Origin of the sequence: Sphingomonas sp. Leaf30 (assembly GCF_001422525.1) — a bacterium.
GTDB lineage: Bacteria > Pseudomonadota > Alphaproteobacteria > Sphingomonadales > Sphingomonadaceae > Sphingomonas > Sphingomonas aerolata.
In genome coordinates, this window is sequence record NZ_LMKZ01000001.1 from 890,010 (window position 1) to 915,792 (window position 25,783).

The following is a 25,783-nucleotide window of genomic DNA, read 5'->3' on the forward strand; positions in this document are numbered from 1 at the left end:
CACTCAGCCGGCCAGCGTGACGGTCGAGGGGTGGTGCTTGTCGAGGTGACGCTTGATGATCCGCAGGTTGCGCGTGTTCGATCGGAACATGAAATCCGCGGCGTCGCCTACGAACGGCACCAGCCCGAGCGCTGCGTCGAACCCGACATTGCCCATCATCCGGGCGAGCTGGAACTTCGACATGCCGAGGTTGCGCGCTTCCCAGACGAGCCAGCTCCCCATCAGCGCACCGATCAGGTCGCCGACGACGGGAATGAGCCCGACGATCGCGTCGAGCCCGATCGGGCGGTTGATCCCGGGAACCATGAACGCGCGTTCGAGGACCCGCTCCAGCGCCTCGACCCGGGCGCGGACCGAGGCCGGATCCTGACCGATCGCGAAGCTGCTGCTGGCCAGCGTGGCGGGATCGAAGCGGGTGGCATTGTTGGTCATGCGACTCACTTGGTGTCGGGGCGAAGCCTGTTCAACGGGTGCCACGCGCGGCTGTTCGGCTGCCATTGTTGCAGCCGCGTCGCGACCAGCGACCAGCGGAGCGGCCGTGCGAGCGGAATGAAGGGCACATCCTCGTTCAGCGCGGCATCGGCCGCCGCAATCCGCTGGCTGCGTTCGGTAAGCGTCGGTGCCGCACGCGCGGCGTCGAGTGCCGCCTGCGCGGGGGCGCTGCAGACGATGCAGGCGTTCGCCAGATACCAGCGCGCGCTGTCATAGGGCGCCACCAGATCGATCAGCCGCAGATCGGCGGGGGCGTCGATCGCGACGCGCTCGGGCAGGATACCGATCCGGAGCAGGGCGGCTGCGACATGCGCGTAGAGGATCGTCGCGCCGGATCCGGCGGGCAGCGCGATCCGCATCGCGATCGGCCCGCTCTGCGCCTGCTCGCGCCACGTCGCGACCCGTAACCGGGCACCCGCGCGGCGCTCGTCCTGGTTCAGCAGCGTCCATGACGGCACCTGCGGGAGCCCGGCGGAGTCGAGCGGTTCGGCGAGGATGCGGTCCGCCGCCTCCCAATTCGGGGCGATCGCCGCGGTCAGCGCGCTGCGATCGATCGCCTGCGAGATTGCCGCGCGGTTCGCTGCCTCGGCAAGGAAGCCCGTCCGCGAGACGATCGCGAGCCCGAACAACCCGACCGCGGGGTCGACCCGGATCGCGGCGGGGGCGATATCAGCCGTCGCGAGAAGTGGCCAGTCGGCGAAGCTGCCGCCGCTGACCAGGTCCGAGTCGCGATGCGCAAACCGCGCGATCGCCCGCGCGGCGCGCTCGCCGATCAGGCGGACGTCACGTTCGGGCTGCATCTCGAGCTGGTCTTCGGGGTCGGCGCGGTTGAGATCATAGACCGGGCGCAGCAACGGCGCGGCGCCGGGCTGGGCGATGCGGAATGGGCCGCTGCCGCCGGGCGGGCGCAGACGCAGCAGCGCGAGTTCGGGCTGTGCGAACAGCTTGAGCAGGTCGGGACGCGGCCGCGACAGCCGGACCTCGATCACCTGCGGCGTCATCACGACGATCTCGTCGACCGCGCTGAGAAAGGGGGCGAGCGGATTGCGCGATGCCGGCACGATCTGGCGTTTGAGCATCGCGACGATCTGGTCCGCGGTGATGCGGCTACCGTCGCTCCACGTGGCTTCGCGCAGGCGGAAAATATAGCTCATGCCATCATCGATGACGATCCAGCGTTCGGCCAGGCCGGGCTCGATCTGGCCTGCGGCATCGAACCGGACCAACCCCTGCGCCGTCGAATCGATCAGCAGGCGCGAGGGGAGGTCGATCGGGCCCCGGCGGGCATCCGCGGCAGCGGGCACCCCGCCGATCGCGCTGACGACGACCGCGCCCGAGTCGCGGCGCCGGTTGCAGGCCGCCGGTGCGAAGAGTAGCGCGGCGGCACAGGCAAGCGTGATGGTGCGGACGGCGGGACTCGAACCCGCACTCCAGGGGAGGGAGATTTTAAGTCTCCTGCGTCTACCGGTTTCGCCACGTCCGCACACGGGAGTCAGAAAGACGAGGTCGAGCGCAGGGTCAACCCATGTTGGACCCGCAGGCGCCGCTCAATCGACGTTAAGACGCGAGCGCATTTCCTTGCCGGGCTTGAAATAGGGGACGCGCTTGGCGTCGACGGCAACGACTTCGCCGGTCCGGGGATTGCGCCCGGTCCGCGCATCGCGCGCGCGCGTGGAAAATGCGCCGAAGCCGCGCAGTTCGACTCGGCCGTCGGCGGCCAGCCGCTTCGAGATCTCGTCGAAGAAACACGAGACGATCAATTCGACCTCGCGCGGCTCCAGGTCCGGATGCGCATCGGTCAGTTTTTGAACAAGCTCAGATCTGATCATGGTAACGAGCCCCCGCCCATATGTGATAATACTGATTTAGGTCAGTAATTGGGGCGATAGCACCAAATGAGTTTCAAGCCAAAAGCAAAAGGGACCGAAATGCATCGAGCATCCCGGTCCCAATTCGCTTACTTCTTTTCGGCTTCCGTGCGGGCCTTGAGAGCCTCGCCCAGAATGTTGCCGAGGGTCGCGCCGGAATCCGACGAACCATACTGAGCGACGGCCTGCTTCTCTTCGGAGATCTGCATCGCCTTGATCGAGAAGGTCGGCTTCTTCGAACGATCGAAGCCCGTCACCATCGCGTCGAACTTCTGGCCGACCTGGAAACGCTCTGGACGCTGCTCGTCGCGATCGCGACCCAGATCCGTGCGCTTGATGAAGCCGGTCGCGCCATCGTCGCCCTGCTGAACTTCGAGGCCCGCGTCGCGGACTTCGAGAACGGTGACCGTGACGATCGCGTTCTTGTTCAGCTTGTCGCCTGCTGCTGCGATGCCGCCGGCCGAAGGCCCGCCGCGCTCGAGCTGCTTCATGCCAAGCGAGATACGCTCCTTCTCAGCGTCGATGTCGAGCACGACGGCCTCGACGGTCTCACCCTTGCGATGCAGGTTGAGCGCGTCCTCGCCCGAAACGCCCCAGGCGATGTCGGACATGTGGACCATGCCGTCGACATCGTTGTCGAGGCCGATGAACAGACCGAATTCGGTCGCGTTCTTGACTTCGCCCTCAACGGTCGAGCCGATCGGATGCGCGGCAGCGAAGGCCTCCCAAGGATTGGCCTGAGCCTGCTTGAGGCCGAGCGAGATGCGGCGCTTCTCGGAATCGACTTCGAGGACCATGACGTCGACTTCCTGCGAGGTCGACACGATCTTGCCCGGATGGACGTTCTTCTTGGTCCAGGACATTTCCGACACGTGAACGAGGCCTTCGATGCCCGCTTCCAGCTCGACGAACGCACCATATTCGGTGATGTTCGTGACGCGGCCGGTGAGCTTTGCGCCGACCGGATACTTGACCATCGCGCCATCCCAGGGATCGCTCTCCAGCTGCTTCATGCCGAGGCTGATGCGCTGGGTGTCCTTGTTGATGCGGATGATCTGCACCTTGACGGTGTCGCCGATGTTCAGGACTTCGCTCGGGTGGCCGACGCGCTTGTAGCTGAGATCGGTGACGTGCAGCAGGCCATCGATGCCGCCGAGGTCAACGAACGCACCATAATCGGTGATGTTCTTGACGACGCCGTCGATGATCTGGCCCTCGGCAAGGCTCAGGATCAGGCCCGAACGCTGCTCTGCGCGCGTCTCTTCGAGAACGGCGCGACGCGACACGACGATGTTGCCGCGCTTGCGGTCCATCTTCAGGATCTGGAAGGGCTGGGGGATGTCCATCAGCGGGGTGACGTCGCGCACGGGGCGGATATCGACCTGCGAGCCCGGCAGGAACGCGACGGCGCCGTTCAGGTCGACGGTGAAGCCACCCTTCACGCGGCCGAAGATCACGCCCTCGACGCGGGTCGTCTTCGAGAATTCGGTTTCCAGCTTGTCCCATGCGGCTTCGCGGCGCGCACGGTCGCGGCTGAGCATCGCTTCGCCGTGGACGTTCTCGACGCGGTCGACATAGACTTCGACTTCGTCACCGACCTTCAGGTCAGCCTTTTGGCCCGGCGCTGCGAATTCGCGAAGCGGCACGCGGCCTTCCGACTTCAGACCGACGTCGATGACGGCCATGTCGTTCTCGATACCGGTCACGGTGCCATGCACCACGCGGCCCTCGAAGCTGTCGGCGTCGCCGAGCGTCTCGTTCAGCATCGCGGCGAAATCGTCGCGCGACGGCATTACCTGGGTTGCCATAGAATTCAGTAATCCTAGTCTGTTTCCGGCCAAGCGGTTGGATCCGCTGGTCTTGGCCTTCGTTGCCGCGACGACCGAACGCCGGCGCGGCATCCGGACGGCACGAGGCGCAGAGGACATAGACGCTGAATGCGAAAACGGCGCGTGAGACTCATAGGTCTCCGCGCCTTCCTCCACGAGCATCGCTCGCCGGACGCTCCTGTGTAGCGGAAACCCCGTCTCGGAGCAAGTTCGCCGCTGCAGCGTTAGGGGCGGCTCACAACAGGAGCGAAGATTTGAGCGAACGCGGCATTCTCGTGCTGGGCTGGATCGCCACGGCGACGGCGATCGTGATGTACCTGTCCTATATCGACCAGATCATGCTGAACCTGGCCGGGCAGAAGGGTTCGGTGGTCCAGCCGTTCGCGACGATGGTCAATTGCGGGCTGTGGGTGGCGTATGGCGTGCTGAAGCCGAAGCGCGACTGGCCGATCGCGGTGGCGAACTTCCCGGGGGTGGTGCTCGGCGCGATTACGCTGGCGACGGCTTTGTAAGGGGCCTCGTCTCCGCGCACCCTTGTTCTCCCGCGAAGGCGGGAGTCCAGTCTGGGTCTCCGCCTTCGCGGGAAAACACTGTTGGTACATAAAACCCCGACCCCAACCGCCACCACCCCGGCGAAGGCCGGGGCCCAGTTGGGGGACGTCGCTAACCGAGGGCAGCGCTCCGTTACTGCGACCTTTCCAACTGGGCCCCGGCCTCCGCCGGGGTGGTTTTCCCCTCTTGGTGAGCGAGGGGCCTAACCCGCAGCCTTCTTCGCCCGCTGCGCCTCGACCAGCGCCACCGCGCGCTGCACCGACGCTTCGATCGACAGGAAGCTCGTATCGAGCAACGCCGCGTCCGCCGCCATCACCAGCGGGGCGGTCGAACGGCCGGTGTCGCGGGCATCGCGCGCGCGAATGTCCGCCAGCACGCGGTCCTTGCTCGCCGTCCCGCCGCGCGCCTGCAGCTCGGCATGGCGCCGCTGCGCGCGGATATTGGGGGTCGCCTTCACAAACAGCTTGGCATCCGCATCCGGCGCGATCACCGTGCCGATATCGCGCCCGTCGAGAATTGCGCCACCCGCCTGCGCGGCAAACCGCTTCTGTCGCTGCATCAGCGCTGCACGGACCAGCGGGTGTGCGGACACGATCGAGGCCATCGCTCCGACATCGTCGTCGCGCAGCGCCGGGTCCGACATCACCGCATCGTCGAAGTCGCATGCGGCGACCGCATCGGCCTCCTGCTCGGGATCCAGCCCCATCCGCGCCACGTTCAGCGCGACCGCACGGTAAAGCAGGCCGGTATCGAGATAGGGGAGGCCGTAATGCTTCGCCAGGGCGCGCGCGATCGTGCCCTTGCCCGATGCCGCCGGACCGTCGACTGCGATGATCATCTTAATTCCCCTGGCCGGTCGCCCGACCCGTTAATTCGTCGAGCGACCGGAAGAACACGGGATAGCTCGTCGCCACCGGCGATATGTCGTCGATCGTGATCGGCTCGCGGGCGCCAAGTCCAGCCACCACCATGCTCATTGCGATGCGATGATCGAGTTTCGAGGCGACCCGAGCGCCCCCGCGAATCGCCGCCCCGCCCGAACCGGTGATCGCCATGCCGTCTTCGAATTCCTCGCACACCACGCCGCACGCCTCGAGCGCGATCCGCATCGTCGTGATGCGGTCCGATTCCTTCACCCGCAGCTCGTGCGCGCCCCTGGCGACGGTCGTGCCGGTCGCGAACGCCGCGGCTACGAACAGCACCGGATATTCGTCGATCATGCTCGGCGCGAGATCGGCCGGCACCTCGATCGCGGTCAGTGCGGCATGGCGGACGCGCAGATCGGCGACGGGCTCGCCGCCGACGGTCCGCGGATCGAGCTCGGTGATGTCCGCGCCCATCATGCGCAGCGCCGTGACGATGCCGATCCGCGTCGGGTTCAGCCCGACATTCCGCACGACGATGTCCGACCCCGGCACGATCGACGCCGCGACGAGCCAGAAGGCCGAGGACGACGGATCGCCCGGCACGACGATATCCTGCGGGGTCAGTTCCGCCTCGCCGGTGATCGCGATCACGCGGCCCGCCTCGGTCTCCTCGACGGTCAGCTTGGCGCCGAACCCGGTCAGCATCCGCTCGCTGTGATCGCGCGTCGCGACCGGCTCGATCACCGTGGTGATGCCGGGGGTGTTGAGCCCCGCCAGCAGGATCGCCGACTTCACTTGCGCCGACGCGACCGGCAGCGTGTAGCTGATCGGCACCGCGGGGCAGATTCCGCGCACCATCAGCGGCAGCTTGCCGCCGGGCGACGCGGTGATGTCCGCGCCCATCTGCGACAGCGGCTCGATCACGCGGCCCATTGGCCGGCCCGACAACGAGGCGTCGCCGGTGAAGGTGCAGGTAATCGGGTGGCTCGACACCAGCCCCATCAGCAGACGCGTCGAGGTGCCCGAATTGCCCATTTCGAGCGCGGTCTCGGGCTGGAGCAGCCCGCCGACACCGACGCCGTTGACGACCCAGATGCCGTCGTCCTGCCGCTCGATCGTCGCGCCCATCGCGCGCATAGCCGCCGCGGTGGCAAGCACGTCCTCGCCCTCGAGCAGGCCGGTGATCCGGCTGGTACCGACCGCGAGGCTCGCGAACATCAGCGCGCGGTGGCTGATCGACTTGTCGCCGGGAACCGCGATCGAACCGGTCAGCGGACCGCGCGCGACAACGTCCAGCGGTTGGGGGAGGGGGTGTGTCATGGGGCCGGGCTTTTGACAGTGGCCTTGCGCTATGGCAAGGCGCGCCCACTTTGCGGGGGCATCCCCCACAATCTATCCATTCGAAAGGTTCTATCGGCATGATCAAGCCGGAATGGGGCACGAAGCGTTCGTGTCCGAAATGCGCGACGCGTTTCTACGACCTCGAAAAGGCCGACCCCGTCACCTGCATCGAATGCGGGTATGCGTGGGAGCCCGAGCCGATCCTGAAGTCGAAGCAGCCGCTGCCGTTCGAGGTCGCCAAGCCCGACACCAAGAAGCCCGACGCGGATCTCGAGGGTGACGAGGAAGAAGATATCGCCTCGATCACCGGCGAGGACGAAGAGCCGTCCGCGGACGACGAAGTCGATCTGGGCGGCGACGACGACCTCGGCGTCGAGACGCCGCAGGACGAGCACGAGCGTTGAGATAAAGAAATTTGGCAGGCGGCGTTTACGCCGCTTGCCAACCCGGGCGGCTCCGGTTAGTGAGCCGCCTCCCAACGGGAATGGGGCCGTAGCTCAGCTGGGAGAGCGTTCGCATGGCATGCGAAAGGTCAGGGGTTCGATCCCCCTCGGCTCCACCATTCTCGTTGATACGCGACGCGGTCGCGGCCCCTTATTTGTGATGGATACCCCGCAGCGGGTCTTACCGCTGCCAACCCATCACGAGGCTCAATAGGTCGCCTGGAAGGTCTCGGTGGCGACGCTGAGACCATGGGTCAGGGCGTGGACGGACTCGAGCTGCTGGCCGATCCGCCGGGCCAGGCTGATGAAGCGCTGGTTGCGGATTTCCAGATGCTCGACGCTTTCTGTCATCGCGCGTGCGGTGAGCGCGGTTTCGTCGATCGCGGCGGTGATCGCGAGAATGCGCTCGTTCTGACTATGTGCCGTGTCGGTCACGATGACCGCGCGGGCCTGGATATCGGCGATGTCGTGCACGATCGCACGATTCGCCGCGACGACGTCGCGCGTCGCGATCTGCATCGCCGAGATCTGCGGCTCGATCCGCGCGACCGCATCGGACGTCTGCGTGGCAAGCGTCTTCACCTCGGCTGCGACCACCGCGAAGCCGCGCCCGGCCTCTCCGCTGCGCGCCGCCTCGATCGCGGCGTTGAGCGCGACCAGACCGGTCTGCCGGGCGACCGCGCGGATGATGTCGAGGATCGAGCCGATCGATCCGGCACGGTCCGACAGCCCTTGCGACAGGGCGACCGTCTCGTGCGCATGCGCCATCGCACCGCTGGCGGCGCTGCTGGTGTGGCGGACCTGGTCGACGACCGTGTCGATCATGCCCGCCATCATCGCCGAGGTCTGTGCGGCATCCTGCATTGCGGCGGTGGACTGCTGCGCGGCGACGACGACGTCGCCCAAATCGCGGACGATCAGTTCGAGTTCGGCTTCGCCCGCGCGGCCCATCGCCTGGCTCTCCGCCGCCGCGGCATCGGCTTCGGTGACGACGGTCGCGATCTCCTCGCGGAACCGTTCCGCCTGCGCGGCTTGCGCCGCGACGACGTCGGTTAGCCGTCGCTCGACCGTGACGTCGCGGTAGGTGATCACCGCGCAGTGCCCGGGCAGCGGGGCGAAGTTGATATGCAGAATCGTCCCGTCGCCGAAATGATGATCGATATCGACGCTTTCCTGCCGGGCCTGCCAGCGACGATGATTGTCGACCACCGTCGCGATCCGTGCCGCGGACCAGCCGACGGCGGTGCCGACGACGCTGAGAAAGCTCGCCATGTCCATGCCGATCATGACGCGGTCCGGGTCGAAGCGGAACAGCGCCGCCACGCGCGGATTGACCAGCGCGATCCGCTCCGCCGCGTCGAAGACCACGACGCCGTCGGCGACCGCGGTCATCGCAATCGCCAGCAAGACGTCGGGGGGCATCGATCCGGTGCCTGGCGCGGCTTCCACCGCTGGCAAGGGGCGGGGGATTACGGCATGTCGCGTCTGCATCACCGCGGACTAGCCCAAATGGTTCTAAATCCGTTACTTAACCCCGATCAGTTGCCCTTTGCGACGGGCGTCACCGTGTCGCGGGCGAGGTCCGCCGGGCGGTCAGGATGCGGATCGGCGCGGCGATCATCTGGCCCTTCATCACGCCTTCGCCCTTGGTCGGCGAGGTAGGCGCGGCAAGGATGCCGCGGACGATGTCCATGCCCTGGACGACGTGCCCGAACGCGGCAAAGCCCGTATTGTCGCCCGGCTTCTCGGGATGCGCGTCGAGGAAGGGGATGGCGCCAACGGTAATGAAGACATCGGCGCGCCCGGTCCCCGGCGCCAGCCGTGCGAGCGAAATCGTGCCGTCGGTGTGGAGCACGCCGGTCTTGCTGGTCGGCTCGTGCGCGATCGGCGGGAAGGCCCGCTTGGGATCGCCCTCGATCCCGCCCTGGATCAGTCCCGTATCCGGCCCCAGCCGCAGCGCGCGATAGAAGGTCGTGCCGTCGAGCTTGCGCGCGTCGACATAGCGCAGGAAATTTGCGGTGGTGATCGGCGCGCGCTCTTTCTCGAGTTCGAGGACGATCGGGCCGAGGCTGGTGGTCAGCGTCACGCCGATGGTCGCGGGGCGCGGAGTCGCAGCGGGCATTGCTGACGACGCATCGAGCGGCACGGGGACGGGCGCGGTGGCAGGGGCTGGCACCGGTGGCATGCCCTGCGCGGCGAGCGGGGCGCTTGCCATCAGGGTGGCGAGGACGGCGTATCGCAGCATGTCGAAACTCCTGAATTCTGTCCCATTCGCGGACGGGTTAAAACGGGACGATTTTGTCGCTGGTCGAAAAGGTAAACACCGCGTTAACCGGTCGCCATGACCCGACGCCTAGTCCTGACCAACGAAGCCGCGCGCCACCCGTTTCGACGGACGCTGCCCCCGCCCGTGATCGCAGCGCCGGGCGGGCGCGACGATCAGGACGTCAAGCTGTTCGTGTTGAGCTTCGCGGCCTTCTTCACCTGTTTCTACAGCTTCATTTTCTGATCACGGGCAGGCAGGTTTCTGCATCGTCGTCACAGGCGCGGTGCAGTTTCTGGGCGATCCAGGCGGATACCAGGCACATGCCGGCGACCAGGAACAGCAGGTCCTCGGGTGTGACGCCCGCCATCGTGATGCCGATGACCGCGATCGACCCGATCGTCATCGCGCCCGAATTGACGACGTTGTTCGCGGCCACCGTCCGCGCGGTCTGATCCTTTTCGACGGTCGTGGTGAGGAACGCGTAGAGCGGGACCACGAACATGCCGCCGGTGATCGCGATCATCATCAGCGTGCCGAGCACCGGCCAGGCGCGCGGCTGTGCGAGGAACCCGGCCCAGTCGTAGAAATGGCCGGGCGCCGCCGGCGTCCAGGTGCGTACCAGGACCGAGAAGATAAGGACGAATACGCCCATCGCGATCACCGAGGCGGGTGCGTAGCGCGCCGAGATCCGGCCTTTGAGCATCGTGTTGATCACCACCGAACCGATCGCGACGCCGATCGAGAACACCGCGATCACGAAGCTCGCGACCCGCTCGTCCGCGGTCAGCACGTTCTTGACCAAGGGCGGGAAGATCACGATCAGCACCGCGCCGATCGTCCAGAAGAAGCTGATCGCGCAGATCGCCAGGAACAGCCGCGGGATATGCATCGTCGCGCTGATCAGCCGCCACGACGCGGTGAACGGGTTGTAGTTGAGCACCAGCGGCGGGCCCTCGCGCGGTGCCGGCGGCACCTGGCGACCCGCGAACCAGCCGATCACCGCGATAGCCAGCACCGCGATCGCCGCGCGCTCGATATGATCGGTCATGAACCCGGCGGTGATCGTCCCCATCAGGATTGCCAGATAGGTACCGGCCTCGACCAGCCCGGTGCCGCCGAGCACGTCGCATGGCGGCAGATGCTGCGGCAGGATCGCGTATTTGATCGGCCCGAAGAACGTCGAATGCACCCCCAGGCAGAGCACCGCCCCGAGCATCAGGCCGAGGCCGATCGTCGAATGGCCGCTGCGCGCCACCATCAGCCCCGCCGCGCCCAGCGCCATGATGCCGATCTCCGCGCTCTTCACGAGCCGGATGATCCGCGCCTTGTCATGGCTGTCCGCAAGCTGCCCGGCGAGTGCCGAGAGTAGGAAGAAGGGGATGATCGCAATTCCGGTGGCGAGTGCGTTGAAATTCGCCTCCATCCGCGGATCGTTGAAGATCGCATAGGTCGCGAACAACACCATCGACGTCTTGAACAGATTGTCGTTGAAGGCGCCCAGAAACTGTGTCGTGAACAGGGGCAGGAAGCGTCGTTGCTTCAGCAACCCGAGTGCGTTGCGCATGCGAGAAAAGGCCCTGATCGTGGCAATAAGACTGCCGCGGCCTTAGCCCAGCGGGGGCGGTAGGCCAATGGTTTAGCGCCGCCCGCGTCGGCCGGGTGTCCGCGTACGGGATCCGGACGAGGCCCCGCGACGCGGCCCGGCGTTCGGCCTGGCCGCACATTAGTCGGCACCGATCGGTAAAACCCGGTTTCGCCAAGGGCATGACCGGAGTAGGGAAGGCGGGGTGTGGACCCTGCCCAACCTTCTGACGCTGTCGCGCATTGTCGCGGTACCCCTTCTCGTCGGCTTTCTGTGGTGGCCCGGCTGGGCGGCCGGCTACGGCATCGCCTTCGCGCTCTACTGCCTGATGGGCATCACCGATTATTTCGACGGCTATCTCGCGCGGTCGAACGGTGCGGTCTCACGCCTCGGGATCTTCCTCGATCCGATCGCGGACAAGATCATGGTTGCCGCGGTCATCCTAATCCTGGTCGGAACGCGCGATATTGCGGGCGTCCATGTGATCGCCGCGCTCGTCATCTTACTCCGCGAGATCGCAGTGTCGGGCTTGCGCGAATTCCTGGCGCAGGTGCAGGTGTCCGTGCCCGTCTCGCAGCTCGCGAAATGGAAGACGACGTTGCAGCTGGTCGCGCTGGGCGGACTGATCCTCGCTGGCGCGCTGCCCGATATGCCGTGGGTGCATGGCGTCGGGCTCGCCGCGCTCTGGGGGGCTGCGGTCCTGACGCTGGTGACGGGCTGGGATTATCTGCGCGTCGGCCTGAAGCATATGGATTGAGCGCATGACGGTGACGATGGTGTATTTTGCGTGGGTCCGCGAACGGATCGGGACGGGCGAGGAACGTGTCGATCCGCCCGCATCGGTGACCACGATCGCCGAAATGGTCGACTGGCTGGCGCTGTCCAGCCCGGGCCATGCCGCCGCCTTTGCCGATCCCGCCCGCCTGCGCGCCGCCCTCGATCAGGCATTCGTGCCGATCGATACCCCGATCGCCGGCGCGCGCGAGATCGCACTCTTCCCCCCGGTGACGGGCGGATGATCCGGATCATCGTCCAGACGGCGCCGATCGACCTGTTGACAGAGATCACGCGGGCCGAAACCGCCGGCGAACGCGGCGCGGGCGCGGTGGCGACCTTCACCGGCCTCGTGCGGGCGGATGACGGTGTCGAGACGCTTGAACTGGAACATTATCCCGGTGCGACCGAGGCTGCGCTCACCAAGGTGGCGACGGGTGCCGTCGAGCGCTGGGGGCTAAGTGCGGTGACGATCGTCCACCGGGTCGGGCCGATGCATCCGGGCGAACGGATCGTCTTCGTGGCGGCGGCGTCCGCACACCGCGCTGCGTCGCTCGAGGCCTGTGCCTATCTTATCGATAGGTTGAAGACCGATGCGCCGTTCTGGAAACGCGAGACCCGCGGCACACAGGCCAGCTGGGTCGAAGCGCGCGACGCCGACAAGGACGCCGCCGCGCGCTGGACCTCCTAGACGGCGTTAGCCGATCTTGGGAACGCTCATGCCATTGGTGAGATGGACGACACCGTTGGTCGCCTTAACATCTGCCGTGTCGACATAGGCCTTGCTGCCGGCAACGTCCGTCAGTTCGATATTGCCGTTCGGACCCACCGATGCCGTCAGCGGCTGGCCGGCCAGCGTCGTGAGGACGGCCTTGCCGCCACCCGACGTGATCTGCGCCTTCAGCTGATCCGACGTCACGGCGCCTGCGACGACGTGATACTTCAGGATCGTCGCCAGCGTGGGCTTCGCCTCCGGCTTCATCAGCGTGTCGAGTGCGCCGGCGGGAAGCCGCGTGAACGCCTCATCGCTCGGTGCGAAAACGGTAAAGGGGCCGGGGCCCGCAAGCGTCGTGCCGAGGCCGGCCGCAGTCACCAGCTTGGCGAGCGTCGCGCGATTTGGGAGCGTCGGCAGTGCCGCCGCGATCGTCGCGGTCGCGGCAGGCTGTGCTGCGGCGGGTGCCGCAGGTGCGCCGGTCATCGGCGCGGCGGTACCGGCCTGTGCAGGGGTCTGCATCGGGGTCTGTGCGGGCGCCGTGCCCGTTGGCGCGGTCTGTGCGGGCGTCGTGCCGCTCGGCGCAGTCTGCGCGATCGCCGGTGCAGCCGCGAAAAGCGTTGCGGCAAGGACGAGAGGGGTCTTGGTGATCATGGATTTCTCCTGGATGAAACAATCGTGAAATAAATTCTGCGATAGAACGTATGGAGTCACGCGGCGGTTTGCCAAGTTACGGTCGCGCCAACAGGACCAAATGCGCCGTTGACGCGACGAAGTGTTGGCGAGCTACCACGCCTCACTCAAGACAAGCGGGGTACGATTACCCCGTTGACGACATGAACAATGCCGTTCGACTGACGCACATCAGCGGTCTCGATATAACTTTTGTTACCGTTGACGTCGGTGAGTGCAATGATATCTCCGACGAGGGTCACCGTGATTGCATCACCTTCGACCGTCGTCAGTGCGGCAGTGCCGCCACCCGCCGCGACACGCGCCTTCAGGTCGGCAGCGGTGATGTCGCCGGGCACGACGTGATAGGTCAGCACTTTCGCCAGCGACGCCTTGTTCTCCGGCTTGAGCAACGTCTGGACCATGCCGGGCGCGAGCCGGCCGAACGCGGCGTCGGTCGGTGCGAAAACGGTGAACGGCCCGGTCCCGGACAGCGTCGCGGTCAGGTCCGCAGCCTTCAGCGCGGTGACCAGCGTTGCGAGATTGGGTGCGGCGGAGGCATTGTCGACGATCGTCCGCGTCGCGATCATCGGCACGCCGCCGACGGTCGGGTTGGCGACGGCGATCGGCCCGTTGGGCGTCGACAGTGCAGGGTTGGCGGGGGGCGGCGCGGTCGGCGTGCCGAGGTCGCTGTTACCGCTGCTGCACGCGGCGAGCGCGAGCGCGACAAGACCCGTGGTGCCCAGCCCAATATACAGGGGGCGCATGTTCGACATCGAAATCTATCTCCTCAAACGGGCGCTTGCGAACCGCAACTACGGTTGAGCCCGGAATTTGTTGCAGTGCAGGCCAGCGCAGCCGGTCAGCGGGCCTCGGCAAGCGCCTTGGCGAGCAACTGGAAATCCTTCTCGCGCGGCGAGGCCTTGCGCCATACCAGCGCGATCCGGCGAAACGCGTTCTCGGCATCGAGCGGCAGCGCGGTGATCCCGGTATTTTCGAGGATCCCGGCGTTCAGCGCCATCTCAGGCAGCATCGTGATGCCCAGGCCATTGTCGACCATCTGCACGATCGTGTGCAGCGACGTGCCCATCATCGTCGCCTCGGCACGGATCTCCGGCCGGTTGCACGCGGCGAGCGCATGATCCTTCAGGCAATGCCCGTCCTCGAGCAGCAACAGCCGGGTCTCGTCGATCGCCGAGGCGGGAATGGCGGAGGCGGGGATCGAGGTCCGGTCCGCGGGCACATCCTCGGTCGGGAAGGCGACGAACAGCCGGTCGTCGAACAGGGGCTCGAACGCGACTTCGCCGCAGGCATAGGGCAGGGCGAGCAGCACACAGTCGGTGCGGCCGTTGTGCAGCCCCTCGCACGCCGCGCCGCTCGGCTCCTCGCGCAGGAACAGCTTGAGGTCCGGGTAGTCGCGTCGCAGCCGCGGCAGGATGCGCGGGAGCATGAACGGCGCGATCGTCGGGATCACGCTCATCCGCATGTCGCCCGACAGCGGCCGGCCGGCAGCGCGCGCCATATCGCCAAGTTCCTCCGCCTCGCGCAGCACGCGGCGCGCCTTGTCCGCGATCCGATCCCCCAGCGGGGTGAAGCGGACGACGCGGCGCGTGCGCTCGACGAGTACCACGCCGATCAGCGTCTCGAGCTCGCGCAGGCCTGCCGACAGCGTCGACTGGGTCACGAAACAGGCCTCGGCAGCACGACCGAAATGGCCATGGTCCTTCAGCGCGACGAGATATTGCAGTTGCTTGAGCGTGGGGAGATAGGTTGCAGCCATTGATCGCCCATATCGATCGTACACCCCCTTTTGTCCATGCCGGGTCGATAATGAGGCCGTCAGCGCGGGGCGTCCGCCGCGGCGTTGCCCCCGCCCGCTGGAAATCGCCCCTGTGAACGCCTAAATGAGCGGACCGCCAAGGGGAATACGCATGTTCAGCCGGCTAGGGGCTTATCTCGACTCGATCCGGGCGCGTGACCCGGCGCCGCATTCTCGCGCGGAGATCATGCTCTACCCCGGCGTCTGGGCGCTGGGGATGCACCGCATCGCACACCGGCTGTATAGCGGTCAGAATTTCTTCCTCGCGCGGTGCGTCAATCATCTGTCGCGCTTCCTGACCGCGATCGACATCCATCCCGGCGCGACGATCGGTCGCAACTTCTTCATCGACCACGGCTTTGTCGTGATCGGCGAGACTTCGCTGATCGGCGACGACGTGACGATCTACCAATGCGTGACGCTGGGCGGGACGAGCCCCGACAATGGCGTTGCGGGCAAGCGTCACCCGACTATCTCGGACGGTGCGATCATCGGATCGGGCGCGCAGGTGCTCGGGCCGATCACGCTCGGCCGCCGCTCGCGAGTCGGTGCGAATGCGGTCGTGACGCGCGACGTCCCCGAGGGCACGACCGTCGTCGGCATCCCGGCGCGCGCGACGACGGTAGAGGGCGGCGCCGCACCGGAGGCCCCGCGCTTCGTGCCCTATGGCACGCCGTGCACCGAGGCTTTCGACCCGGCGACGCAGAAGATGGAGATCATGCGCTGTGAGCTGGAGATGATGCGCAAGCGTCTGGACTCGCTGCTCGCCGATCAGGACCTGTCGACCGATCGCGACGGGCTCCGTCGCGGCCCGGTCGAACAGGATCTGCGCGATCGGGCCTGATCCGTCCTGATGAACAACGTCACGCCCTTTCCGACCCGCAATACCGCCCCCACCCAGATCGGCTTCGATCGGCTCGAACTGATGCGGATCCTCGACCTCTACGGACGCATGGTCGCGGCGGGACATTGGCGGGACTATGCGATCGATCTCGGCCGCGAGGCGGCGGTGTTCGCCTGTTTCCGCCGCGCGGCCGAGCGCCCCGAATTCCGGATCGAAAAACGCCCCGCGCTTCGCAACCGTCAGGGCATGTGGGCCCTGGTCGGCGAAGGCGGGGCGGTGATCAAGCGGGGCCATGACCTCGGCCCGATCCTGGCCCCGGTCGAGAGACGGCTGATGAAGCTTGTCGAAAGCTGAACCCGCCGGCGCGGCGGTCAGCCGCGCTGGAGCTTCGTTAATATAGTCATCGCCTGGTCCGCGCCCGATTGCGGGACGATCTCGCCGTTGCGGTCGGTAATCGCCGCCCAGTGCGCCGCCACCCCTTCGACCGACAGGTCCTCGCCCGACAGCAACGCGCCCGGCGTCAGCGTGACATAGGCGGCCTGGAACACGCCAGCGCCGGCGCCGAGGATCATGTTGGTCGGGGCATCCTCCGACACCAAGAAGACCGCGCCCGGCGCGACCTTGTCGGGGGAGAAGGCCTTGAACGCCTCTTCGGGAAAGATGTCCTGCGTCATCCGCGTGCCTGCGGTCGGCGCGATCGTGTTGACGCGGATGTTGTTCTTCGCCCCTTCGATCGCGAGCGTCTTGGTCAGGCCGGCGAGGCCGAGCTTGGCGGCGCCGTAATTGGCCTGGCCGAAATTGCCGTACAGCCCGGTCGACGACGCGGTCATCAGGATGCGGCCATAATTCTGCGCGCGCATCCCGTCCCAGACCGCCTTGGTCGCGTTGGCCGAGCCGTTCAGATGGACGTCGACGACGAAGTTGAAATCGGCGGGCGCCATCTTCGCGAAGCTCTTGTCGCGCAGCACGCCGGCATTGTTGATGAGGATATGGACGCCGCCCCATTTTTCGGACGCACGCGCCACCATCTCGACCATCTGGTCATAGTCGGTGACGCTACCCCCATTGGCGATTGCCTCGCCGCCCGCGGCCTCGATCTCCTCGACGACCTTCAGCGCTGCGTCAGACTGTCCCGTACCGTCGCGCGAGGCGCCCAGATCATTGACGACAACCTTCGCGCCGCGCCGGGCCAGCTCGAGCGCATATTCGCGGCCGAGCCCGCCGCCTGCGCCGGTGACGATCGCAACGCGGCCAGCAAAACCGAAGGATCCAAAGCTGTCGGACATGGAAAAAGGCGCCCCTCTCTTATCGTGGAGCGCCTTTCCTAGAACGTAAAGCAGTCGGCGCAAGCCGCGGCGTTAGCCACGGCCCGCACCACTGCGGATCGCTTACTTACCGCCGCGGTTCTTGCAGCCATCCTTGACGGTGCGCGAGCAGGTTGGATACTCGGCAGGCGCCGGGGTCGGCGGCGTCACCGTCGGCTGACCGAAGACGATGTTCGCACCACCGGGTGCTGCCATCGGCGCCATCGGTGCTGCAGGCGGCGGCGGTGCCATTGCCGGATCGGCCGGGGCTGCCGGATCTGCTGCTGGCGGTGCCATCGCCGGATCGGCGGGGGCTGCCGGATCGGCGGCTGGCGGTGCCATTGCCGGATCAGCGGGCGCGGTCTGTGCGGCCGGGTCTGCTGGCGGCATCGTCTGCGGCGCGGTCTGGGCGAGCACGGGCGAGGCGAGCAACGCTGCAGCGGCGAGAAGAATGGACTTCATGCGAATCTCCTGAATACTTGGAGCGCAAATTCGTTAGCGCCACGGTTGAACGCACTAAAGCGCGCTTGGGTCCTTCGTTTCGCATCCGATTCCAACCGGCTGGTCTTAATGCTGCACTATTGAAGCGGTCGGCGAGCGCTTGCAGCACTTCGAAATTCACCCGCCAGTATCAAGCGAATAGCCAGCCGAGCGCACCGTGCGGATGATGTCGGGGCGTTCGCCGGTGTTGATCGCTTTCCGCAGCCGCCGGATATGTACGTCGACGGTGCGTGATTCGATGTCCGAATCATGCCCCCACACCGCATCGAGCAGCCGTTCGCGCGAAAACACCCAGCCGGGATGTTCGAGGAAATGCTTGAGCAGCCGGAACTCGGTCGGCCCGAGCGCGACGACCTCGCCCGAGCGGCGGACCTTGTGGCCGACGGTGTCCATCTCGATGTCGGCATAGCTCAGCGCTTCGCCGGCAAGCGCGGGGCGGACGCGGCGCAGCACCGCGCCGACGCGCGCGACCAGCTCGCGCGGCGAGAAGGGCTTGGTGACGTAATCATCGGCACCGGTCTCGAGCCCGCGGACACGGTCTTCCTCTTCCCCACGCGCGGTCAGCATGATGATCGGCACGTTCTGCGTCTCGGGCGCGCGACGCAGGCGGCGACACACCTCGATCCCCGACAGGCCTTCGACCATCCAGTCGAGCAGGACGATATCGGGCACCTTCTCACGCGCGAGCAGCAGCGCCTCTTCGCCATCGGGGGTGTGCGCGATCTCGAAATCCTCGCGCTTGAAATGCCAGACCAGCAGTTCGGCGAGCGCCGCGTCGTCCTCGACCAGCAGCATCCTTGCACGGGCCATGTCGATTACTCCTGTATGCCGCCGCGATCGCGGTCGGCCATCTGGGTGCCGGTCGCGGCAAAATAGACCATCTCGGCGACGTTGGTCGCGTGGTCGCCGATCCGTTCGAGATTCTTCGCGACGAACAGCAGGTGCGCGACCTGGCTGATCGTTTTGGGATTTTCGACCATGTAGGTCACCAGCGTGCGAAAGATGCTGTCGTAGAAATCGTCGAGCGCGGCGTCGCTTTCGACGACGAGCATCGCCGCCTCGAAATCACGCGCGGCAAAGGCGTCGAGCACGTCATGCACCATCTCGCTCGCCATCCGGCCCATGGCGGGCAGGATCGAGATCGGATCGATCCGGTGCTCGCTTTCGATCATCGGCACGCGCTTGGCGATGTTCTTGGCATAATCGCCGATCCGCTCGACCACGCCCGCGATCTTCAGCGCGGCGACGACCTCGCGCAGGTCGATCGCCATTGGCGCGCGCAGTGCGATGATCTGCACCGCCAGCCGCTCGACCTCCGCCTCGATTGCGTCGATCTGCTTGTCCGCCGCGCGGACCTCGCGTGCGAGCGCGACGTCGTTGCGCTGGAGCGCCTTCATCGCATTGGCGATCGCGTCCTCGGCGAGGCCACCCATCTGCGAGATGAGGCCGCGCAGGCGGCCGATCTCGTCGTCGAAGACCTTTACGGTATGCGTGTTCATCGGTCCCGTCCCCATCAGCCGTAGCGGCCGGTGATGTAATCCTTGGTGCGTTCCTCGCGCGGGTTGGTGAAGATGGCGGAGGTGTCGCCATATTCGACCAGCGTGCCGAGGTGGAAGAATGCGGTGCGCTGGCTGACGCGGGCCGCCTGCTGCATGTTGTGCGTGACGATCACAATCGCGTACCGGCCGCGCAGCTCGTGGATCAGCTCCTCGATCTTGGCAGTCGCGATCGGGTCGAGCGCGCTGCACGGCTCGTCCATCAGGATCACCTCGGGATCGACCGCGATCGCGCGCGCGATGCACAGCCGCTGCTGCTGCCCACCCGACAACGCGGTACCGCTGTCGGTCAGGCGATCCTTCACCTCGTCCCAGAGGCCGGCGCGGCGCAGCGACTTCTCGACGATCTGGTCGAGGTCGCTCTTGGCGCCGGCAAGCCCGTGGATGCGCGGGCCGTAGGCGACGTTCTCGTAGATCGACTTGGGGAAGGGGTTCGGCTTCTGGAACACCATGCCGACGCGGGCGCGCAGCTGGACCACGTCCATGTCGGGCGAATAGATGTCGTGCCCGTCGAGCTCGATCTTCCCCTCGACCCGCGCGCTGGCGACGGTGTCGTTCATGCGGTTGAGCGTGCGCAGGAAGGTCGACTTGCCGCAGCCCGACGGGCCAATGAACGCGGTGACATTGTCCATGTCGACGTCGATCGACACATTGTCGATCGCGCGCTTCTGCCCGTAATAGACGCTGACGTCGCGCGCGGTCATCTTGTGGTTGGTCATCACCAGCGGGTCTCGAATTTGTTGCGGAGGTAGATCGCGACGCCGTTCATCGCGAGCAGGAAGACGAGCAGGACGATGATCGCGGCCGAGGTCTTCTCGATGAAGCCGCGGCTGACCTGGTCGGACCATAGGAAGATCTGGACGGGCAGTACTGTCGCGGGATCGCGCAGTCCCGATGGCGGCGCGGCGATGAACGCGCGCATGCCGATCATCAGCAGCGGCGCGGTCTCGCCGAGCGCACGTGCCATGCCGATGATCGTGCCGGTCAGGATGCCGGGCAGCGCGAGCGGCAGGACATGGTGGAACACGACCTGCACCGGCGACGCGCCGATCCCGAGCGCTGCGTCGCGGATCGAGGGCGGCACCGCCTTGATCGCGTTGCGCCCGGCGATCACGATCACCGGCATCGTCATCAGCGCGAGCGTCAGCCCGCCGACCAGCGGCGCCGATCGCGGCATGCCGAAGGTGCCGAGGAACACCGCGAGCCCGAGCAGCCCGAAGATGATCGAGGGCACCGCGGCAAGGTTGTTGATCGACACCTCGATCAGGTCGGTCCAGCGGTTCTTCGGGGCATATTCCTCGAGATAGAGCGCGGACAGCACGCCGATCGGGAAGGCGAGCAGCAGCGTGACGATCATCGTCAGCAGCGAGCCCTTGAACGCCCCCCAGATGCCGACGCGCGTCGCGTCGGTCGAATCGGCGGTGGTGAGGAACGTCATGCTCAGCCCGCGCGTCAGCACGCCGCGCGCCTTGAGCCGGGCGACGACCGCCTCCGCCTCGGGCGGGCCGTCACCCTTGGCGGCCATGTCGACCGGGCTGGCGACGGGCACCGCGATCACCGTCTTGCGCGAAAGCAGACCGGGATCCGCCTTGAGCGCATCGCGTACCGTCACCCACGCGCCGTCCGACAACAGGCCTTCGCCGTCCTTGCCGAACGCGCGCGTCGCCGCGCTGTCGACCGCACCCTCGAGACCGGCGCTGGCGAGCGCAAGATCGGCGCCGCGGCTTGCCAGCCGCGCGGGTTCGATCGGCAGTGCGGCGGCGGCGAAATCGATCGGCAGCGCGACGCGCGTCTCGACGAACCCGCTCGCGCCCTGCCACAGCATCGAGGACAGCAGGAAGGCGAGGAAGCCCGCGGAGAGCCAGACCGCGGCCAGCCCGGCGAGGCGGAAGCGGCGCTCGGCAGCATAGCGGCGGCGGATGCGGCTCTGCATCGCCTTGGTGGTCCAGTCGGTCGGCACGCGCGCCGTGGCGGGCTTCGCCGAGGCTGTAGCGTCTGGCGTACCGATGAAGGGGGTGACGCTATTCATAGGCTTCGCGGTACCGTTTCACGACCGTCAGCGCGACGATGTTGAGGAGCAGGGTGACGACGAACAGGGTCAGCCCCAGCGCGAAGGCGGCGAGGGTCTTGGCGCTGTCGAATTCGGCCTCGCCGGTCAGCAGATCAACGATCTGCTTGGTCACCGTCGTCGTGCTGGCAAACGGGTTGAGCGTCAGCGTCGCGACACCGCTGGCGGCCATCACGACGATCATCGTCTCGCCGATCGCGCGGCTGACCGCGAGGAGGACGCCGCCGACCACGCCCGGCAGTGCGGCGGGAAGCAGCACGCGGCGGATCGTCTCGGATGAGGTCGCACCCATCGCGAGACTGCCGTCGCGCATCGACGAGGGGACCGCGGCGATCGAATCATCGGCCATCGACGACACGAACGGGATGATCATGATCCCCATCACGAGCCCGGCGGCGAGCGCGCTCTCCGACGAGGCCCAGCTGATCCCGATCCACACCGCGAAATCGCGCACCGCCGGCGCCACCGTCAGCGCGGCGAAATAGCCATAGACGACGGTCGGCACGCCCGCCAGCACCTCTAGGATCGGCTTCATCCACTTGCGCGTGGTCGGGGCGGCATATTGCGTGAGATAGATCGCGCTCATCAGCCCGAACGGGATCGCGACGATCATCGCGATCACCGCGCCAATGAAGAACGTCCCCCAGAACAGCGGCACCGCGCCGAGCGACGCGCCCGGATCGCGCGCGTCGACGACCTGCGGGCTCCAGTGCGTGCCGAACAGGAAGTCGGAGATCGGCACGACCGAGAAGAAGCGCGCGGATTCGTAAAGCAGCGAGGCGACGATGCCGACCGTGGTCAGGATCGCGATCAGCGACGCGCCGAGCAGCAGGATCATCATGATCCGCTCGACCCGCGTCCGCGCGCCGAAGCCCGGCCGCACGCGCAGGAACGCGAACGCGCCGCCGGCAAAGGTGAGCAACAGCGCGAGCGCGGTCGCGATCCAGTCGTAGCGCGACTGCGCGGCGGCATAGACCGGCGACAGGACGCGCGCGAGCTCGTGGAACGCGCCGAAGCTTCGTCCCTCCGCCAGGCTGCGCGCCTCGGACAGGATCGAGGCACGGTCGAAGCCGGGCGGGGGCAGCTGCACCGCGGCTGGGCTGGCCAGCACGGTATCGGTGACGAGCGCGGGCGCGACCATCGACCAGCCGATCAAGAACAGCAGCGGCGGGATCGCGGTCCACAGCGCGACATACCAGCCGTGATGCGCGGGCAGCGAGCTGAACCGCGCCGTGTTGCCGACCCGGAACCGCGCGGCGCGCATCCGTGCGCTCAGCCATGCGATCAGGCCGAGCCCGAGAACGAGGAAGAAGAGGGCGAGTGCCGACATCAGGCCGCCTCCGCCGGTTTCGGGGCGGGGATCGTGTTCCAGTAGTGCATCACGACAGCACCGTCGGGTCGAGGATCGTCTCGTTGGCGATGATCGCCGCCGACCGGGCCTGGACCGCGGGTGGCGCGGCGATCAGGCCGCGCTTCACCAGCGGTCCGGTCGCGCCCCAGTTGGCGGCATAGAGCTTCAGGAACGTCCGCAGGCCCGGGATCGCGCTGAGATGCGCCTTCTTCACATAGATGTAGAGCGGGCGCGACCCCGGATAGCGATTGTCGGCGATCGTTGCATAGGTCGGCTCGACGCCGGAAATCGCGACGCCGTTCACGTCGTTCTTGTTCTCTTCGAGATAGCTGTAGCCGAACACGCCGATCGCATTGGGGTTGGACTGGAGCTTCTGGACGATCAGATTGTCGTTCTCGCCCGCATCGACATACATCCCGTCCTCGCGGACGCGCGTGCAGAGCGCCTTGTGCGCATCGGGATCGGACTTGGCGAGCGGCTTGGCGCTGGGGTCGCTGGCCTCGCAGCCCTTGGTCAGGATCAGCTCGGCGAGCGCGTCGCGCGTGCCGCTGGTCGCGGGCGGGCCATAGACTTGGATCGGCACCGGCGGCAGCGCGGGGTTCACGTCGCGCCACACGCGCGCGGTGTTGGGCCGGCCGCCGGGACTGGCGGCGAGCGCCTTGTACAGGTCGGTCGGGGTCAGCTGCATCTTCGGGCCGTTCTTGGCCTCGGCAAAGGCGATGCCGTCGATCCCGACCTGGATTTCCAGGATTTGGCCGGCGCCGTTGGCGGCGCAATCCTTATACTCGCTCGCCTTCATCCGCCGCGACGCATCCTCGATATCGGGATGGCCGGCGCCGATGCCGGCGCAGAACAGCTTCATCCCCGCGCCGGTGCCGGTCGATTCGATCACCGGTGCCTTGGCATCGGGATCGTTGGCGACGAGCTGTTCGGCGATCATCGTCGTGAAGGGGTAGACCGTCGACGATCCGACCGCGGTGATCTGATCGCGCGAGCCTGCGCCGCCGCCATTCGCCTGATCGACGCATCCGCCGACCAGCGTTGCGCCCGCCAGTGCCGTGACCGCCAGTCCTGAAATCGCCCCGAAACGCTGCACGTCAATTCCCGTCATGCCTGCCCGATAGCGCGGCTAGACCGGATCCTGTGTGACAGTCGCGTTACCGTTTGATGACACGCGACGAATTGGCGGGGCCGGCACCGGCCGGCGGCAGGATCACCGCGACCGTCGTGCCGACCCCGACCTGGCTCGCGATATCGAGGCGCCCGCGATGCCGCTCGACGATATGCTTGACGATCGCCAGCCCCAGTCCGGTGCCGCCGAGCGACCGGCTGCGCCCGGCATCGGCGCGGTAGAACCGTTCGGTCAGCCGCGGGATGTGCACCGCGGCGATGCCGTCGCCCTCGTCGCGCACCGCCAGCCGGACCATGCCGGTCACGTCGCGCGCCAGGGTGATCGTCACCGGCGTCCCCGCACGGCCATATTTCATCGCGTTGCCGACCAGATTGTGCAGCATCTGTGACAGCTGGACGCGGTCGCCCGACACCGGGGGGACGGCGGGCTCGATCGTCGCGAACAGATCAAGGCCGCGGTTGCCCGCGCCGTCGGCCAGTTCGGCCCGCACGTCGCCGACCAGAATCGCCAGGTCGATCGGCGTGTCGGGGACGCGGTATTTCTCCGCCTCGATCCGGCTGAGCGAGATTAGATCCTCGATCAGCCGCAGCATCCGCTTGGCCTCGTCGTCCATCACCTTGAGGAAGCGCGCGCGGATCGCCGGATCCTCGCCCGCTTCCTCGCTCAGCGTCTCGATGAAGCCGAGGATCGAGGCGAGCGGCGTGCGCAGTTCGTGGCTCGCATTGGCGACGAAATCGACGCGCATCCGTTCGGCGGCATAATTGCCGGTCTGGTCAATCAGATGGACGATGCGCTGGCCGTCGGACAATTCGCCGACGCGCATTTCCCAGCGCTGGTCGCGGGTGCCAAGGCCGACCAGCTCGATCGGCGGAGTCTCGCCCAGCGCGGCGGGGGACGACAGCGCTTCGGCCGCGGCGGGGTGGCGGATCGCCACGCGCGCATCGTCGCCGATGATGTGTTCGCCGAGCAGCGCACGCGCGGCGCGATTGGCGAGCACAACGCGGCCGTCGCGGACCAGCAGCACGGGCTCAACGATCAGGTCGAGCGTCTCGTCGAGGATCGCCGGATTGACGGGCGCGGGATCGGCGGCGGCGGGCGGCTCGTCCCCGGTCCCGGCGGCGACCAGTGCGGCGGCGATCCCGCCGACCAGCGCGACCAGCCCCGCCTGGATCGACGTGCCGATCGCGAATACCGCGATTGCGGCACCGCCGGCCACAATGATCGCCCAAAAGGTGCGCAGTCCAAATCCGGTCAACATGCGCGCGTGTCTAGGCCATTCGCTGCCCCGCGCGCCAGCCCGTCCCGCAGCGGCACAGCGCCGGCCCCATCGCCCCCTGCAAAGCCCGGTTGCTTGCGCGAGGTTCATGATTGTGAAAGGGCATGATGCTAGCGGAGACCCGATGAGCGACGACACGCGCCCCGACACCGATCCGATCGAGACGACGCCGTCGCGGCGCCGCGTCCTGACGCTCGGCGCGGTCGGTGCCGCTGCGGTCGTGTCGATCCGTCCAGCGCTGGCGCAGACCGCGGGATCGGTGCTCAATTGCGACATTCCGGTGCCCGATGCGGGTCGTGCGGGCAGCTTCATCGATGCGCAGGGCAAGATCGTGCCATCGGGGACCAAGGGCGCGTTTGCGGGCGCCAGCCGGCCGTTCAAGGGCGAGGAGGTCCGGCGCGTGCTCAACAGCGGCGGCCAGCTGCCCGGCACCGATTCCGAACGCAGCCGCGCCTATGTGAACTATATCCGCCGGTTGCAGCGCGGCCAGGGCGGCTTCACCTGCTTCGCCTCGTTGCAGATGCCGCGCGGCTGA

General features: G+C 67.0%; 30 protein-coding genes and 2 tRNA genes. 10 read left to right on the top strand and 22 right to left on the bottom strand.

Annotated elements, in window-relative coordinates; translation table 11 throughout:
• Positions 1 to 3: 3 nt before the first annotated feature.
• The 5 genes from ASE89_RS04160 to rpsA form a co-directional block, all read right to left on the bottom strand.
• Positions 4 to 432: a DUF4112 domain-containing protein gene (locus tag ASE89_RS04160; RefSeq protein ID WP_056674326.1), complete on the bottom strand. Its 429-nt coding sequence runs from the start codon at positions 430 to 432 to the stop codon at positions 4 to 6.
• 5 nt (positions 433 to 437) lie between these two features.
• Complete coding sequence (locus tag ASE89_RS04165) at positions 438 to 1,796, bottom strand: ABC transporter substrate-binding protein (RefSeq protein ID WP_236701612.1); 1,359 nt, start codon at positions 1,794 to 1,796, stop codon at positions 438 to 440.
• A gap of 95 nt (positions 1,797 to 1,891) precedes the next feature.
• Positions 1,892 to 1,975 (bottom strand) — tRNA-Leu (locus tag ASE89_RS04170).
• 64 nt (positions 1,976 to 2,039) lie between these two features.
• Positions 2,040 to 2,321 (bottom strand): integration host factor subunit beta, encoded by a 282-nt coding sequence (locus ASE89_RS04175; protein WP_031393082.1) that lies wholly within the window; start codon positions 2,319 to 2,321, stop codon positions 2,040 to 2,042.
• Between the two features lie 128 nt (positions 2,322 to 2,449).
• On the bottom strand, positions 2,450 to 4,168 hold the full coding sequence (rpsA, locus tag ASE89_RS04180; protein WP_031393081.1) for a 30S ribosomal protein S1: 1,719 nt from the start codon (positions 4,166 to 4,168) through the stop codon (positions 2,450 to 2,452).
• Between the two features lie 275 nt (positions 4,169 to 4,443).
• Here rpsA and ASE89_RS04185 point away from each other — a divergent pair, with 275 nt between their 5' ends.
• Positions 4,444 to 4,701, top strand: coding sequence for a SemiSWEET family transporter (locus ASE89_RS04185; RefSeq protein WP_031441625.1), 258 nt, complete (start codon positions 4,444 to 4,446; stop codon positions 4,699 to 4,701).
• Between the two features lie 242 nt (positions 4,702 to 4,943).
• Here the strand turns inward: ASE89_RS04185 and cmk are convergent, their stop codons facing one another.
• Both cmk and aroA read right to left on the bottom strand, forming a co-directional pair.
• The gene (cmk, locus tag ASE89_RS04190; protein WP_056674327.1) at positions 4,944 to 5,579 is read right to left on the bottom strand and encodes a (d)CMP kinase; all 636 of its coding nucleotides are present in this window, start codon (positions 5,577 to 5,579) and stop codon (positions 4,944 to 4,946) included.
• 1 nt (position 5,580) lies between these two features.
• Positions 5,581 to 6,927, bottom strand: coding sequence for a 3-phosphoshikimate 1-carboxyvinyltransferase (gene aroA / locus ASE89_RS04195; RefSeq protein WP_056674330.1), 1,347 nt, complete (start codon positions 6,925 to 6,927; stop codon positions 5,581 to 5,583).
• Positions 6,928 to 7,025: 98 nt separating this feature from the next.
• On the opposite strand from aroA, the gene ASE89_RS04200 reads away from it, so the two are divergent.
• Both ASE89_RS04200 and ASE89_RS04205 read left to right on the top strand, forming a co-directional pair.
• A complete protein-coding gene (locus tag ASE89_RS04200; RefSeq protein ID WP_031395784.1) occupies positions 7,026 to 7,352 on the top strand; it encodes a TIGR02300 family protein in 327 nt (108 codons plus the stop codon).
• 82 nt (positions 7,353 to 7,434) lie between these two features.
• Positions 7,435 to 7,510, top strand: a tRNA-Ala gene (locus ASE89_RS04205).
• Positions 7,511 to 7,598: 88 nt separating this feature from the next.
• On the opposite strand, the gene ASE89_RS21505 is transcribed toward ASE89_RS04205, so the two are convergent.
• Together ASE89_RS21505 and ASE89_RS04215 are read right to left on the bottom strand one after the other, a co-directional pair.
• Positions 7,599 to 8,813 (bottom strand): methyl-accepting chemotaxis protein, encoded by a 1,215-nt coding sequence (locus ASE89_RS21505; protein WP_056674332.1) that lies wholly within the window; start codon positions 8,811 to 8,813, stop codon positions 7,599 to 7,601.
• A gap of 139 nt (positions 8,814 to 8,952) precedes the next feature.
• Positions 8,953 to 9,636 (bottom strand): peptidylprolyl isomerase, encoded by a 684-nt coding sequence (locus ASE89_RS04215; RefSeq protein ID WP_056674335.1) that lies wholly within the window; start codon positions 9,634 to 9,636, stop codon positions 8,953 to 8,955.
• Positions 9,637 to 9,732: 96 nt separating this feature from the next.
• On the opposite strand from ASE89_RS04215, the gene ASE89_RS20735 reads away from it, so the two are divergent.
• Positions 9,733 to 9,900 (top strand): hypothetical protein, encoded by a 168-nt coding sequence (locus tag ASE89_RS20735; protein ID WP_168427553.1) that lies wholly within the window; start codon positions 9,733 to 9,735, stop codon positions 9,898 to 9,900.
• On the opposite strand, the gene ASE89_RS04220 is transcribed toward ASE89_RS20735, so the two are convergent.
• Positions 9,890 to 11,221, bottom strand: a complete 1,332-nt coding sequence (locus ASE89_RS04220) for an MFS transporter (protein ID WP_052148897.1) — start codon at positions 11,219 to 11,221, stop codon at positions 9,890 to 9,892. The genes ASE89_RS20735 and ASE89_RS04220 overlap by 11 nt on opposite strands.
• 223 nt (positions 11,222 to 11,444) lie before the next feature.
• Here ASE89_RS04220 and pgsA point away from each other — a divergent pair, with 223 nt between their 5' ends.
• From pgsA to ASE89_RS04235, 3 genes are read left to right on the top strand one after another with little or no spacing between them, the layout of a single operon-like run.
• The gene (gene pgsA, locus ASE89_RS04225; RefSeq protein WP_031395843.1) at positions 11,445 to 11,996 is read left to right on the top strand and encodes a CDP-diacylglycerol--glycerol-3-phosphate 3-phosphatidyltransferase; all 552 of its coding nucleotides are present in this window, start codon (positions 11,445 to 11,447) and stop codon (positions 11,994 to 11,996) included.
• Between the two features lie 4 nt (positions 11,997 to 12,000).
• Complete coding sequence (moaD, locus tag ASE89_RS04230) at positions 12,001 to 12,258, top strand: molybdopterin converting factor subunit 1 (RefSeq protein WP_056674338.1); 258 nt, start codon at positions 12,001 to 12,003, stop codon at positions 12,256 to 12,258.
• Positions 12,255 to 12,704: a molybdenum cofactor biosynthesis protein MoaE gene (locus ASE89_RS04235; protein WP_056674341.1), complete on the top strand. Its 450-nt coding sequence runs from the start codon at positions 12,255 to 12,257 to the stop codon at positions 12,702 to 12,704. Before moaD ends, ASE89_RS04235 begins: the two co-directional genes overlap by 4 nt.
• A 6-nt stretch (positions 12,705 to 12,710) precedes the next feature.
• On the opposite strand, the gene ASE89_RS04240 is transcribed toward ASE89_RS04235, so the two are convergent.
• The 3 genes from ASE89_RS04240 to ASE89_RS04250 all read right to left on the bottom strand — a co-directional run bounded on the left by ASE89_RS04240 (position 12,711) and on the right by ASE89_RS04250 (position 15,177).
• The gene (locus ASE89_RS04240) at positions 12,711 to 13,379 is read right to left on the bottom strand and encodes a fasciclin domain-containing protein (RefSeq protein WP_056674343.1); all 669 of its coding nucleotides are present in this window, start codon (positions 13,377 to 13,379) and stop codon (positions 12,711 to 12,713) included.
• A 146-nt stretch (positions 13,380 to 13,525) separates the two neighbouring features.
• Complete coding sequence (locus tag ASE89_RS04245) at positions 13,526 to 14,173, bottom strand: fasciclin domain-containing protein (RefSeq protein WP_031395847.1); 648 nt, start codon at positions 14,171 to 14,173, stop codon at positions 13,526 to 13,528.
• An 86-nt stretch (positions 14,174 to 14,259) separates the two neighbouring features.
• The gene (locus ASE89_RS04250) at positions 14,260 to 15,177 is read right to left on the bottom strand and encodes a LysR substrate-binding domain-containing protein (RefSeq protein ID WP_031395848.1); all 918 of its coding nucleotides are present in this window, start codon (positions 15,175 to 15,177) and stop codon (positions 14,260 to 14,262) included.
• 151 nt (positions 15,178 to 15,328) lie between these two features.
• Here ASE89_RS04250 and epsC point away from each other — a divergent pair, with 151 nt between their 5' ends.
• Complete coding sequence (gene epsC / locus ASE89_RS04255) at positions 15,329 to 16,060, top strand: serine O-acetyltransferase EpsC (RefSeq protein ID WP_037527486.1); 732 nt, start codon at positions 15,329 to 15,331, stop codon at positions 16,058 to 16,060.
• A gap of 9 nt (positions 16,061 to 16,069) precedes the next feature.
• Positions 16,070 to 16,414, top strand: a complete 345-nt coding sequence (locus ASE89_RS04260; protein ID WP_031395850.1) for a DUF2794 domain-containing protein — start codon at positions 16,070 to 16,072, stop codon at positions 16,412 to 16,414.
• Between the two features lie 17 nt (positions 16,415 to 16,431).
• Here the strand turns inward: ASE89_RS04260 and ASE89_RS04265 are convergent, their stop codons facing one another.
• From ASE89_RS04265 to ASE89_RS04305, 9 genes are all read right to left on the bottom strand, one after another.
• A complete protein-coding gene (locus ASE89_RS04265; protein ID WP_056674346.1) occupies positions 16,432 to 17,346 on the bottom strand; it encodes an SDR family NAD(P)-dependent oxidoreductase in 915 nt (304 codons plus the stop codon).
• Between the two features lie 102 nt (positions 17,347 to 17,448).
• Positions 17,449 to 17,826 (bottom strand): hypothetical protein, encoded by a 378-nt coding sequence (locus ASE89_RS04270; protein ID WP_056674348.1) that lies wholly within the window; start codon positions 17,824 to 17,826, stop codon positions 17,449 to 17,451.
• A 156-nt stretch (positions 17,827 to 17,982) separates the two neighbouring features.
• Positions 17,983 to 18,675: a phosphate regulon transcriptional regulator PhoB gene (phoB, locus tag ASE89_RS04275; protein WP_031395853.1), complete on the bottom strand. Its 693-nt coding sequence runs from the start codon at positions 18,673 to 18,675 to the stop codon at positions 17,983 to 17,985.
• A 5-nt stretch (positions 18,676 to 18,680) separates the two neighbouring features.
• Positions 18,681 to 19,364 carry a phosphate signaling complex protein PhoU gene (gene phoU / locus ASE89_RS04280; protein WP_031395854.1) on the bottom strand — a complete coding sequence of 228 codons (684 nt, stop codon included), beginning with the start codon at positions 19,362 to 19,364 and terminating at the stop codon, positions 18,681 to 18,683.
• Between the two features lie 14 nt (positions 19,365 to 19,378).
• A complete protein-coding gene (gene pstB, locus ASE89_RS04285) occupies positions 19,379 to 20,140 on the bottom strand; it encodes a phosphate ABC transporter ATP-binding protein PstB (RefSeq protein ID WP_031395855.1) in 762 nt (253 codons plus the stop codon).
• Complete coding sequence (gene pstA, locus ASE89_RS04290; RefSeq protein ID WP_192003113.1) at positions 20,140 to 21,354, bottom strand: phosphate ABC transporter permease PstA; 1,215 nt, start codon at positions 21,352 to 21,354, stop codon at positions 20,140 to 20,142. Before pstA ends, pstB begins: the two co-directional genes overlap by 1 nt.
• Positions 21,355 to 21,442: 88 nt before the next feature.
• On the bottom strand, positions 21,443 to 22,819 hold the full coding sequence (gene pstC / locus ASE89_RS04295; RefSeq protein WP_056674354.1) for a phosphate ABC transporter permease subunit PstC: 1,377 nt from the start codon (positions 22,817 to 22,819) through the stop codon (positions 21,443 to 21,445).
• 49 nt (positions 22,820 to 22,868) lie between these two features.
• Positions 22,869 to 23,936, bottom strand: coding sequence for a substrate-binding domain-containing protein (locus tag ASE89_RS04300; protein WP_236701613.1), 1,068 nt, complete (start codon positions 23,934 to 23,936; stop codon positions 22,869 to 22,871).
• 61 nt (positions 23,937 to 23,997) lie between these two features.
• Positions 23,998 to 25,230 carry an ATP-binding protein gene (locus ASE89_RS04305; RefSeq protein ID WP_056674361.1) on the bottom strand — a complete coding sequence of 411 codons (1,233 nt, stop codon included), beginning with the start codon at positions 25,228 to 25,230 and terminating at the stop codon, positions 23,998 to 24,000.
• A 142-nt stretch (positions 25,231 to 25,372) separates the two neighbouring features.
• Here ASE89_RS04305 and ASE89_RS04310 point away from each other — a divergent pair, with 142 nt between their 5' ends.
• Positions 25,373 to 25,783 carry a hypothetical protein gene (locus ASE89_RS04310; protein WP_031441639.1) on the top strand — a complete coding sequence of 137 codons (411 nt, stop codon included), beginning with the start codon at positions 25,373 to 25,375 and terminating at the stop codon, positions 25,781 to 25,783.

Coding starts and splice junctions, on each gene's coding strand:
- ASE89_RS04160 (WP_056674326.1), bottom strand. CDS start 432: ATGACCAACAATGCCACCCGCTTCGATCCCGCCACGCTGGCCAGCAGC.
- ASE89_RS04175 (WP_031393082.1), bottom strand. CDS start 2,321: ATGATCAGATCTGAGCTTGTTCAAAAACTGACCGATGCGCATCCGGAC.
- rpsA (WP_031393081.1), bottom strand. CDS start 4,168: ATGGCAACCCAGGTAATGCCGTCGCGCGACGATTTCGCCGCGATGCTG.
- cmk (WP_056674327.1), bottom strand. CDS start 5,579: ATGATCATCGCAGTCGACGGTCCGGCGGCATCGGGCAAGGGCACGATC.
- aroA (WP_056674330.1), bottom strand. CDS start 6,927: ATGACACACCCCCTCCCCCAACCGCTGGACGTTGTCGCGCGCGGTCCG.
- ASE89_RS04200 (WP_031395784.1), top strand. CDS start 7,026: ATGATCAAGCCGGAATGGGGCACGAAGCGTTCGTGTCCGAAATGCGCG.
- ASE89_RS21505 (WP_056674332.1), bottom strand. CDS start 8,813: ATGCCCCCCGACGTCTTGCTGGCGATTGCGATGACCGCGGTCGCCGAC.
- ASE89_RS04215 (WP_056674335.1), bottom strand. CDS start 9,636: ATGCTGCGATACGCCGTCCTCGCCACCCTGATGGCAAGCGCCCCGCTC.
- ASE89_RS20735 (WP_168427553.1), top strand. CDS start 9,733: ATGACCCGACGCCTAGTCCTGACCAACGAAGCCGCGCGCCACCCGTTT.
- ASE89_RS04220 (WP_052148897.1), bottom strand. CDS start 11,221: ATGCGCAACGCACTCGGGTTGCTGAAGCAACGACGCTTCCTGCCCCTG.
- moaD (WP_056674338.1), top strand. CDS start 12,001: ATGACGGTGACGATGGTGTATTTTGCGTGGGTCCGCGAACGGATCGGG.
- ASE89_RS04235 (WP_056674341.1), top strand. CDS start 12,255: ATGATCCGGATCATCGTCCAGACGGCGCCGATCGACCTGTTGACAGAG.
- ASE89_RS04240 (WP_056674343.1), bottom strand. CDS start 13,379: ATGATCACCAAGACCCCTCTCGTCCTTGCCGCAACGCTTTTCGCGGCT.
- ASE89_RS04245 (WP_031395847.1), bottom strand. CDS start 14,173: ATGTCGAACATGCGCCCCCTGTATATTGGGCTGGGCACCACGGGTCTT.
- ASE89_RS04250 (WP_031395848.1), bottom strand. CDS start 15,177: ATGGCTGCAACCTATCTCCCCACGCTCAAGCAACTGCAATATCTCGTC.
- epsC (WP_037527486.1), top strand. CDS start 15,329: ATGTTCAGCCGGCTAGGGGCTTATCTCGACTCGATCCGGGCGCGTGAC.
- ASE89_RS04260 (WP_031395850.1), top strand. CDS start 16,070: ATGAACAACGTCACGCCCTTTCCGACCCGCAATACCGCCCCCACCCAG.
- ASE89_RS04265 (WP_056674346.1), bottom strand. CDS start 17,346: ATGTCCGACAGCTTTGGATCCTTCGGTTTTGCTGGCCGCGTTGCGATC.
- ASE89_RS04270 (WP_056674348.1), bottom strand. CDS start 17,826: ATGAAGTCCATTCTTCTCGCCGCTGCAGCGTTGCTCGCCTCGCCCGTG.
- phoB (WP_031395853.1), bottom strand. CDS start 18,675: ATGGCCCGTGCAAGGATGCTGCTGGTCGAGGACGACGCGGCGCTCGCC.
- phoU (WP_031395854.1), bottom strand. CDS start 19,364: ATGAACACGCATACCGTAAAGGTCTTCGACGACGAGATCGGCCGCCTG.
- pstB (WP_031395855.1), bottom strand. CDS start 20,140: ATGACCAACCACAAGATGACCGCGCGCGACGTCAGCGTCTATTACGGG.
- pstA (WP_192003113.1), bottom strand. CDS start 21,354: ATGCAGAGCCGCATCCGCCGCCGCTATGCTGCCGAGCGCCGCTTCCGC.
- pstC (WP_056674354.1), bottom strand. CDS start 22,819: ATGTCGGCACTCGCCCTCTTCTTCCTCGTTCTCGGGCTCGGCCTGATC.
- ASE89_RS04305 (WP_056674361.1), bottom strand. CDS start 25,230: ATGTTGACCGGATTTGGACTGCGCACCTTTTGGGCGATCATTGTGGCC.
- ASE89_RS04310 (WP_031441639.1), top strand. CDS start 25,373: ATGAGCGACGACACGCGCCCCGACACCGATCCGATCGAGACGACGCCG.